At 75.8% G+C, this 1,152-nt stretch carries 1 protein-coding gene and 1 pseudogene; one reads left to right on the plus strand and one right to left on the minus strand.

Going from position 1 to position 1,152, the window contains the following annotated elements:
* Positions 1–439: pseudogene (locus E4P40_RS27630) on the minus strand (alanine dehydrogenase); the annotation flags it as partial.
* 191 nt (positions 440–630) lie between these two features.
* Between E4P40_RS27630 and E4P40_RS27635 the strand changes: the two are divergent.
* Positions 631–1,152, plus strand: a 522-nt coding sequence (locus E4P40_RS27635; protein WP_135161473.1) for a hypothetical protein, incomplete at its 3' end; no start/stop codon positions are given.

A 1,152-nucleotide genomic window follows, 5' to 3' on the forward strand; every position in this document is an offset into this window, starting at 1 on the left:
GCGCCCCCACCTGAGGGGCCATGCGGCCGGCGACCTCCGACATGGGCGCCAGCAGCGGCAGGGCGCCGTCGGGCGTCTGGACGGTCTCGTAGGCGATCGCCGTGGTGCCCGAGGCGATGAGGGCGTCGGTGCACTCCTTGGACGCGGCCAGGTGCAGGTAGGTGAACAGCGTCTGGTCCGCACGCAGCCGGTCGTACTCCTCCTCGATCGGCTCCTTGACCTTGAGCAGCAGGTCGGCATCGGCCCAGACGTCGTCGGCCGCGCCCACGATGCGGGCGCCGGCGGCGGTGAAGTCGCCGTCGGGGATCGACGAGCCCTCACCCGCGCCCCGCTCGACGAGCACCTCGTGCCCGGCCCGCACGAGCTCGGTCACCCCTGCCGGGGTGAGCGCCACCCGGTACTCCCGGTTCTTGACCTCTCGGGGAACCCCGACCCGCATCGTCGCACTCCTGGTCTGGCGGGCATCCCGTGGTGACGGTTCCCCCACCGCATCGTGGGCGCGCCCGGTCGGGGCGGCGCCTCGGCCGGAGTCTAGGCACGCGGGGCCCGCACCAGCCGGTCGAAGGGGCCGGTCGTCGCCCGACCGGTGCATCGTCTGCGGGCCCCCCGCACACGCCGGAGGATGCAGCGATGCAGCTCTACGCCCAGCACCCCGTCCTGCGCGCCCGGCAGCTGGCCGCCGACCTCGGCATGCTCGCGTGGCTGGTGCTCTGGGTGCTGGTCGCGCGCACGGTCCACGCGGCGGTGCTCGTCCTAGCCGAACCCGGCAGGGCCGTCGAGGACCTCGGCAACTCCGTGGCCGGGAACATGGACTCGGCGGCCGGGGTGGCCGAGGACGTACCGGTCGTGGGCGACGAGCTCGCGGCGCCATTCGACGCGCTCGCCGACGCGAGCGGCTCGGTGTCGGGAGCGGGCCAGGCTGCCCAGGACGCCGTCGGCACCCTCGCGACCGTGCTCGCCGTCGTCCTGGTGGTGCTGCCGGTGGGCTGGCTCCTGCTCCGCTGGCTGCCGTGGCGGCTGGAGTACGCGCGGGAGGCCGGGGCCGCCCGCCGGCTGCTCACCGGGACCCCTGACGTCCACGTGCTGGCCGCCCGGGCGCTGGCCACCGCTCCCCTGCCCCAGCTGGCCGCGCTGCCCGCGGGCACCGGCGCC

The organism is Blastococcus sp. CT_GayMR20 (assembly GCF_004570345.1).